This window comes from Streptomyces sp. NPDC059994 (genome assembly GCF_042737755.1).
Taxonomy (GTDB): Bacteria; Actinomycetota; Actinomycetes; order Streptomycetales; family Streptomycetaceae; genus Streptomyces.
Genome location: NZ_JBHWUR010000193.1, coordinates 1 through 7,011 on the forward strand (window position 1 = coordinate 1; position 7,011 = coordinate 7,011).

At 69.8% G+C, this 7,011-nt stretch carries 6 protein-coding genes and 4 pseudogenes; 4 read left to right on the forward strand and 6 right to left on the reverse strand.

What is annotated here, in order from left to right:
- A pseudogene (locus tag ACFWA7_RS39390) lies at positions 1-238 on the reverse strand (serine/threonine protein kinase); the annotation flags it as partial.
- Between the two features lie 59 nt (positions 239-297).
- Here ACFWA7_RS39390 and ACFWA7_RS39395 point away from each other — a divergent pair.
- Positions 298-654, forward strand: a complete 357-nt coding sequence (locus tag ACFWA7_RS39395; RefSeq protein WP_385545611.1) for a DUF1330 domain-containing protein — start codon at positions 298-300, stop codon at positions 652-654.
- Between the two features lie 396 nt (positions 655-1,050).
- Here ACFWA7_RS39395 and ACFWA7_RS39400 read toward each other — a convergent pair whose 3' ends face one another.
- Positions 1,051-2,700 carry a hypothetical protein gene (locus ACFWA7_RS39400; protein ID WP_385827982.1) on the reverse strand — a complete coding sequence of 550 codons (1,650 nt, stop codon included), beginning with the start codon at positions 2,698-2,700 and terminating at the stop codon, positions 1,051-1,053.
- A 177-nt stretch (positions 2,701-2,877) separates the two neighbouring features.
- On the opposite strand from ACFWA7_RS39400, the pseudogene ACFWA7_RS39405 reads away from it, so the two are divergent.
- Positions 2,878-3,051, forward strand: a pseudogene (locus ACFWA7_RS39405) (AAA family ATPase); the annotation flags it as partial.
- A gap of 103 nt (positions 3,052-3,154) precedes the next feature.
- Positions 3,155-4,048, forward strand: coding sequence for an AAA family ATPase (locus ACFWA7_RS39410; protein ID WP_385827978.1), 894 nt, complete (start codon positions 3,155-3,157; stop codon positions 4,046-4,048).
- Between the two features lie 603 nt (positions 4,049-4,651).
- On the opposite strand, the gene ACFWA7_RS39415 is transcribed toward ACFWA7_RS39410, so the two are convergent.
- The 3 genes from ACFWA7_RS39415 to ACFWA7_RS39425 are packed head-to-tail and all read right to left on the reverse strand — an operon-like array spanning position 4,652 to position 6,196.
- Positions 4,652-5,491, reverse strand: a complete 840-nt coding sequence (locus ACFWA7_RS39415) for a helix-turn-helix domain-containing protein (protein ID WP_385545603.1) — start codon at positions 5,489-5,491, stop codon at positions 4,652-4,654.
- On the reverse strand, positions 5,488-6,003 hold the full coding sequence (locus tag ACFWA7_RS39420) for a DUF6879 family protein (protein WP_385545599.1): 516 nt from the start codon (positions 6,001-6,003) through the stop codon (positions 5,488-5,490). Before ACFWA7_RS39420 ends, ACFWA7_RS39415 begins: the two co-directional genes overlap by 4 nt.
- Complete coding sequence (locus ACFWA7_RS39425; RefSeq protein WP_385827980.1) at positions 5,987-6,196, reverse strand: hypothetical protein; 210 nt, start codon at positions 6,194-6,196, stop codon at positions 5,987-5,989. The genes ACFWA7_RS39420 and ACFWA7_RS39425 overlap by 17 nt, the downstream gene beginning before the upstream one ends.
- A gap of 226 nt (positions 6,197-6,422) precedes the next feature.
- On the opposite strand from ACFWA7_RS39425, the pseudogene ACFWA7_RS39430 reads away from it, so the two are divergent.
- Positions 6,423-6,704, forward strand: a pseudogene (locus ACFWA7_RS39430) (creatininase family protein); the annotation flags it as partial.
- Between the two features lie 221 nt (positions 6,705-6,925).
- On the opposite strand, the pseudogene ACFWA7_RS39435 reads toward ACFWA7_RS39430, so the two are convergent.
- Positions 6,926-7,011 (reverse strand): annotated as a pseudogene (locus ACFWA7_RS39435) (IS5/IS1182 family transposase); the annotation flags it as partial.

Genomic DNA, 7,011 nt, shown 5'->3' on the forward strand with positions numbered 1-7,011 from the left:
GCCCGTCCCCGGTGACCAGCACGTTCGCCGGCTTCAGGTCCCGGTGGACGAGCCCCGCCCGATGCACCGCATCCAGCGCCTCCGCCAGCCCGGCCGCCAGCCGCCGCAACTCCGCCCCGTCCAGCGGCCCGTCGCGCTCGACGAGCCGCCCCAGGTCGGGCGCGTCGATGTACGCGCTCGCCACCCACGGCGCCGCCGCCTCCGGATCCGCGTCCACGACCGCCGGGTAATCGACCACCCGCCCCGCCCCCGGCAGGATCGAGGCATCCCCACGGCATCGTTGACCCGGAGGCTGTCATGACCGCTTACGCCATAGCCCACCTGCGCCCCACCGAAGGCCCCGTCCCCGAGGAAGTCTTCGTCTATATGGAGCGCGTCCAGGACACGCTGGCCCCCTTCGGCGGACGGTTCCTGGTCCACGGGACGACGGTGGAGGTACGCGAGGGCACCTGGCCGGGAGCCCTGGTCATGATCGCCTTCCCGGGAATGGCGGAGGCCCGTTCCTGGTACGAGTCCCCCGAGTACCAGAACCTCCTCCCCCTCCGCACGGACCACATCCCGGGCGAACTGGTCCTGGTGGACGGGGTGGGCCCGGACTACGAGGCGGCGAAGACGGCGAGGCGGTTCAGAAAGGCGCAGGGGGCCGGCCTTTAGGGCCCAGGGCTGTGCCGTTGTGCGGCTCCACCGCGATGGCTTCCAGGGGCGCGGGTCTGCGTCATTGTGCGGCTCCACCGCAGTGGCTTTCAGGGGCGCGGGGAACTGCGCGACCCGCCACGCATGGTCTGCGGGTGACCGGGGTTTCAAGGGGTGCGGGGAATGGCGCGAGAACCACGCGCGGTCTGCGGGTGGCCGGGGGTTGAGGGGTGCGGGGAACTGCGCGACCCGCCACGCGCGGTCTGCGGGTGACCGGGGGTTGAGGGGCGCGGGGAACTACGCGACCAGCCACACACAGCCCGTGGGCGACCGGGGTTTCAAGGGGTGCGGGGAATGGCGCGAATGCCGCAGACAACCCGCGCCCGAAGTCACCGCCCCCCCCGACCCGCACCGCGCTCAACACCCACCTCCACGGGGCCACCGGTAAGGCGAATCCAGCCGATAGACCCCCGCCCGCGGCACCGTGAGCCGCGCCCACTCCCCGTCCCGCGCCACGCACGCACCCCCGTTCGCCCGCAGCCACGGCGAATAGGCGATCCGGACGGTCGCAGACCCCGCCCCCGGCATCCGGACGACGAGCTGAGCGTCGTCCCCCCGCACCACCACCCCCGGCGCGGACACCAGCGGCACCGCATCCCGCACCCGGTAAACAGTCCAGTGCGCATCCCCCCACACCCGCTCCAGCCACGGCGGCCCGCTGCGCACGAGCGCGGCCTCGGCCGTGGCGGGCCCGTCCGGCAGCCCGTCGTGGAGGGCGACGAGCCCGACGGCCCAGCGGTCGAGCCAGGCCCGGTACGCGGCCGGCGAGAACGACCCGTCGTAGAACAGACGCCCCCGCTCCACGTCCAACTGCCGGTTCCACCCGCGCGCGTTGTTGACGTCCGCAGCGAGCACCGCGGCCTCGCGGTGATTGCGCGCGGGGACCACTTCGACACGCGTCCGGTCGGCCCCGAGCCGACGCAGCTCACCGACGAGCCCGTCCGTATGCGACGCCCACGCGGGCGTGACGGTGGAGACCCCGGTGTCGTCGAGCGTCTTGTCGCGCAGCCAGTTGACGGAGATGAGCAGCACCACGGCCAGCACGACCCGCCGCGTCCTGTCGAGCCCGGGCGCGAGGAGCGCGGCGAGCAGGACGGGCGGCCCGGCCAGCCCGACGAGCCGCTCCACGTTCGAGCCGATCGGGCTGGCGACGACGTACGTGAGGACGACCCCCACCGCGTACACGGCGGACCCGGCGCGGACGACCCGCCACGTACGGGACGCGGGCGCGGCGAGCAGCAGCGCGGCGCAGACGCCGAGCGGCATCCACAGCTTGCCCAGCTGCATGGGCTGTTCGCCCTCGAAGGGGAAGAGGAGGGTGGTGGCCGCGACGATCACGCACGGCGGCACGCTCAGGACGGCGGCCTTGCGCCACTGCCGGTCCAGGCCGTACGCGGCGCCGACGACGAGCAGGAAGAGACCGGCGACGGGGCTGGCCATGGTGGCGAGAGCGGTGCTCACGCATGTGAGCAGTAGTCGCGTTCTGGAGCGGCGCACCGAACCGAATCCGAGAGCGGCGCTCTCCTTTCCGTCCGGCCTGCCCGGCCCGACCGCCCCCAGCGGCCCCGGCCCCTGCACCAGCAGACAGGCCGCGAGCGCGAACGCGATCCCCACCGCGAAGGTCGTACGCCCCGACACGACGTTGCACCACAGCGCCGCCGAGGCGAGTAATGCGGGCCACACCCCCCGCCACGGCCCGTCGCCCCCGAACCGCTCGTCCTCCGCGCCCCGCGCACGCCCCGCCCGTACGAAGAGCAGAGCCATCAGCCACGTACTGGAGACCCCCGCCAAGACCGACACCGTGCGCACCCCGAACGCCGCCATCAACCACGGCGTCAGCAGGCTGTAGTTGGCGGTGTGGGTGCCGCCGTACCAGGACAGGTTGTACGCGGACCCCGGGTGCCGGGCCGCGAAGCCGGCCCAGGCGAGCTGGGCCGCGAGGTCGCCGCCGCCGGTCGCGAGGACCAGCGCCCACACCGCGTACAGCGGGAGGACCGTCAGCGTCACGACCGCGGGCACGCGCCACTGCGGCCGCAGCCACCTCCCGCGCAGTGGCGAGGCGGCTCCGTCGTTGGCGGTGTCGGTCCGCAGGACCTGGCTGATGCCCACCCGGCCCACCCTAAGGCGGGCCCGGTCACGGAACACAGCGGGCGATCGTCCGGCCCCCTCCCTACGCTCGAAGGCATGATCACCACACTCGCCGTCGAGAACTACCGGTCGCTGCGGCATCTCGTCGTGCCCCTCGACCGCCTCAACGTGGTGACGGGCGCCAACGGCACCGGCAAATCGTCCCTCTACCGGGCACTGCGGCTGCTCGCGGACTCCGCGCGCGGGGGCGCGGTCGCCGCCCTCGCGCGCGAGGGCGGGCTGCCGTCGACGCTGTGGGCGGGGCCCGGAGAAGACGAGCCGCGCGGTCCGCGAGGGCCTGCGCCCGCTCCAGGGCACGGTGCGCGGCGAACCGGTGAGCCTGCGGCTCGGGTTCGCGGGGGACGCGTTCGGTTACGCGGTGGACTTCGGGCACCCCGGGGGCGCGGCGGGCGACCCCGCCTCCCTCTTCGCGCTCGACCCGGAGATCAAGCGCGAGGCGATCTGGAGCGGCCCCGTGCTGCGTCCGGCGGCGGTGCTCTCCGAGCGGGCCGGCCCGGCGGTGAAGGTGCGTGCGGCGGACGGCACTTGGCACCGCTCGTCGGGCGAGATCCGGCCGTACGACTCGATGCCGGGCGAACTGGCCGACCCGCAGCGGGCGCCGGACGTGCTGGCGGTGCGCGAGCAGATCCGCGCCTGGCGCTTCTACGACCACGTGCGCACCGACGCGCACGCGCCCGCGCGCGGGACGCACATCGGCACCCGTACCCCGGTCCTGAGCGGCGACGGCGCGGACCTCGCCGCCGCGCTCCAGACGATCCGGGAGACCGGGGACCGGGAGGCGCTGGACGGGGCGGTGGACGCGGCGTTCCCCGGCAGCCGGGTGGAGATCGACCTGGTGGGCGGCCGTCTGGAACTCCGGCTCCGCCAGCACGGGTTGCTCCGCCCCCTGACGGCGGCGGAGCTCTCCGACGGCACCCTGCGCTACCTGCTCCGGGTGGCCGCCCTGCTGACCCCGCGCCCCCCGGCCCTGATGGTCCTCAATGAGCCGGAGACGAGCCTGCACCCGGACCTCCTGGCGCCCTTGGCCGACCTGATCCGTACGGCGACGGCCCACACCCAGATGGTGGTGGTCACCCACGCCCGCCCCCTGGCGCAGGCCCTGTCGCCCCGGGCGAACGTCACAGAGCTGGTGAAGGAGTCCGGCCGCACGGTGGTGGAGGGCCAGGGAATGCTGGACGAGCCGCTGTGGCACTGGCCGAAGAGGTGAGGGCGCCGAGGCTGAGCAGGGTACTCATCCGGTGGCGCCCCCGGGAGGTAGGAGGCGCCACGTGCCTTCGGCCGCATGCCCGCGCCGAGACGGCCGCGACTGAGCGTCCATGCCGGAACGCTCAGGGCGACCCGGCCGCCACGGCCTCCGCGATCCTCACGGCCACGTGCGCCGGGACCATACCCACATCCACCCAAGGCGTGCCCTTGCCACTCACAACGGGCCGCAGCCGAACCGTCTGCCCCTCAGGCACCCCCAGCCCCTCAAGAGCCAGCTTCAACGCCCGGGTGGCTTCCTCGGCCCGGTCCCAGCCGCCGCGCCATTCATGCATCTCCATCAGTGGGCCGCCTCTCGATTCTGACGCAACTCCACATTTCGGTCGGAGACCCTGCTGCAGTCACCCCGCGAGCGCGCATTCTCTCGCGCGACCACGAAGGACAGGCAATGGGAAAAGCCGGGTACCGCAGAGGGTTCGGCCGGTAGTTCCGTCAGCCCGTATCCCTTTGGTTGCTGCGTCTTCATGTGGCCTCCCCGCCATTCTCTCTGACACGGCAATGATCCCCCCCGGTCATAACGGCAGTCCAGCTTCATTCATGTTGTGGACTAGAGATCAGCACGACAAGCCGCCGACCACTCCCGCAAGTTTCCCCTGGCTGCTTCATCAAAGAGGGTCCGCTCTTCGTATCGGGCGAACTCGTCGAGATAGGTCCGGATATCCCGTGCGTCCCTGAACACTATTGACCCAGTGGTCAGCTCGGCCGTGACCATCCTGTCGTCATAGATGGTGAACGTATTCAATGGGAGTCCTGGAGTGCGTGTACCGACAGGGATGACTCCCAGCCGGACGTTCGGCAGGTGAGTAAGTGAGGTCAGCCGGTCAATCTGTACGGCCATGGCGTGAGGGTCGACGAGTGGGAACCGTACGGCTTGCTCGGTCAGGATGAACGTAAACCGTTTCGACGTGTCATAGAGAATCTGCTGGCGCTCCAATTTCCCCGCGAGAGCCTTGCTGGTATCGGCTGGCGAATGGGCCAAGCTGGCCCGGACGTATTCCGGAGTAGCAAGTAGGCCGGTGATCAGTGACAGCAGGAAGTACCGCATGTGCCCGGAGGAGGCTTCCAGCGCCTTCAACTCCGCCTGCCGAGTCCCCAGCCCTGTGCGTCGCAGACTTCGCAGGTTCCGCCACTCGGTGTTTGCGAGCCGAGCCAGGGACATGACCCGGCCGACTGCTTCCGGTGGAGCGTCAACGCCTCTCAGATACTGCTCTACGTCCACGATGGACGGCCGTACCCTGGCGTTCTCGATCCGGCTCACCTTGGACTGAGAGATATTCATACGCTTGGCAAGCCGGTCCCCGGAGAGACCGGCCGCTTTACGCAATCCTTTCAGCGTCGCCGCCAACTCTTCTGTGGACCGGCCAAGTTGTTCAGGCTCGAACGTCACCCGCTCACGTACTCCGAGAAGGGCGCCGACTCGGTTACCGCGATGTGGTGGTACTCGATGAAAGGCGTGGGGTCGCCCTCGTACAGTTCGCGACTGATCTGCTTGCCATTCGGCTCGTAGTTCATGAGCACGACCGTAGAGTGATCGAAGAGCCAGAAATCCTGAACGTCGACCAATGGGTTCTCTCGGTCGGTCACATCAAGGATGCGGATGTCCTCTCCGGCCAACAAGTGAGGCTCGTAGTATCGAGAGAACTCAAATCGCAGATACTCGGAGAGCGGGCGGGTGAGGATGCGAACACGGCGGTTCATTCTGCCCTCCGCGCGCTGCTTCTTGATCCGGTCGGTGTAGCTGGACCTGTAGGACTGAGGGTCGATTCGCTTGCCGTCCTTGAATGCCTGGATCTCCGCCTCTTCCTGTGGCATCAGGTATTGCGGAAGCGTTTCGAGTCGCCAGGCTTCCGTGCGGAAGTCGCGGAACATTGCCCGCCACTCGTCACCATCCAAGAGCACGCACGGCCTCCCGCAGTACCTCTTCCGGGATCTCTACGAGCCCTTCCCCAGCCGGTGGCGTGAACGCCTGGGAGAGGCCGCCCTGGACGACGATGGATCCGGAGGCGGTGCGGTAGACATTCGGGCAGTCCTCTTCTCCGCACGGTCCACCGTTCCCGTTACCGGTGAGCCGGGCCAGTTCTTCACGCGCCATTGCCAAACCCCCTGTGCTGGGGCCCTGGTTGGGCCTGTTCACCACGACGGTACGAGGGGCGGGCACGGCCGTCCATGCGCGGACGCGACTATGCGCGTCTTGGCATAAACCCGTGTCGCGCGCATGGGCCGGACCGCAGGCGATGAGGGAAGCTCGGGGCATGGACTGATCACGCAGGCGACGTCCAGAGGCGAGCGCACCAGGGGACCGGGCCCGGGCCCGCGCGGACGCAGGGCTGGAGGGCACCGGAGCCGAGGGCATGCACGGCGGAGAGTTCAAGGTCTCACTCCTCCTGCACGGCGCGCCCCACCTGGTCCACGAAGGCATCGAGCAGGACGACCACTCAGCGCCGTGCCGCCCGCACCTGCTGACTCTGGGCATGGCCGGGTACACCACGAACGGGATCATCGGCCAGCCGTCCCTCGCCACCGCAGCCAAGGGCAAGGCGATCTTGGACAGCTTCTCGGAGTCGGCCCGCGCGCATCTCACAGTCATTGGCGATCTCTGAGGCGTTGACCGGAGTTGGTGAGTCGGCCAGCTCGAAGGGATGACGCTTCGTTGCTCGCCCGGCACAGCGGTAGGGAGATCAGTGGACGGCAACACCGGGTATCAGGGCCACCAGCCCAGAGAGGAAACTGCCTAGTGCGGCTAGCGTGACGAGTGCGGCCTTACCGTCCGTGAAGAGTCCTGAGCAGAACTCGCGCACCCGCCGTCGAACAATGAGCGTTTTCAGCGTTGGCGCTCCAGGGTGAGCACGGCTTGAGCAATTGACGTCATTCGATTGGGGCTGCATCGGGAGTGACGGAAGATGTGCC

Coding starts and splice junctions, on each gene's coding strand:
- ACFWA7_RS39395 (WP_385545611.1), top strand. CDS start 298: ATGACCGCTTACGCCATAGCCCACCTGCGCCCCACCGAAGGCCCCGTC.
- ACFWA7_RS39425 (WP_385827980.1), bottom strand. CDS start 6,196: ATGGCGCGTGAAGAACTGGCCCGGCTCACCGGTAACGGGAACGGTGGA.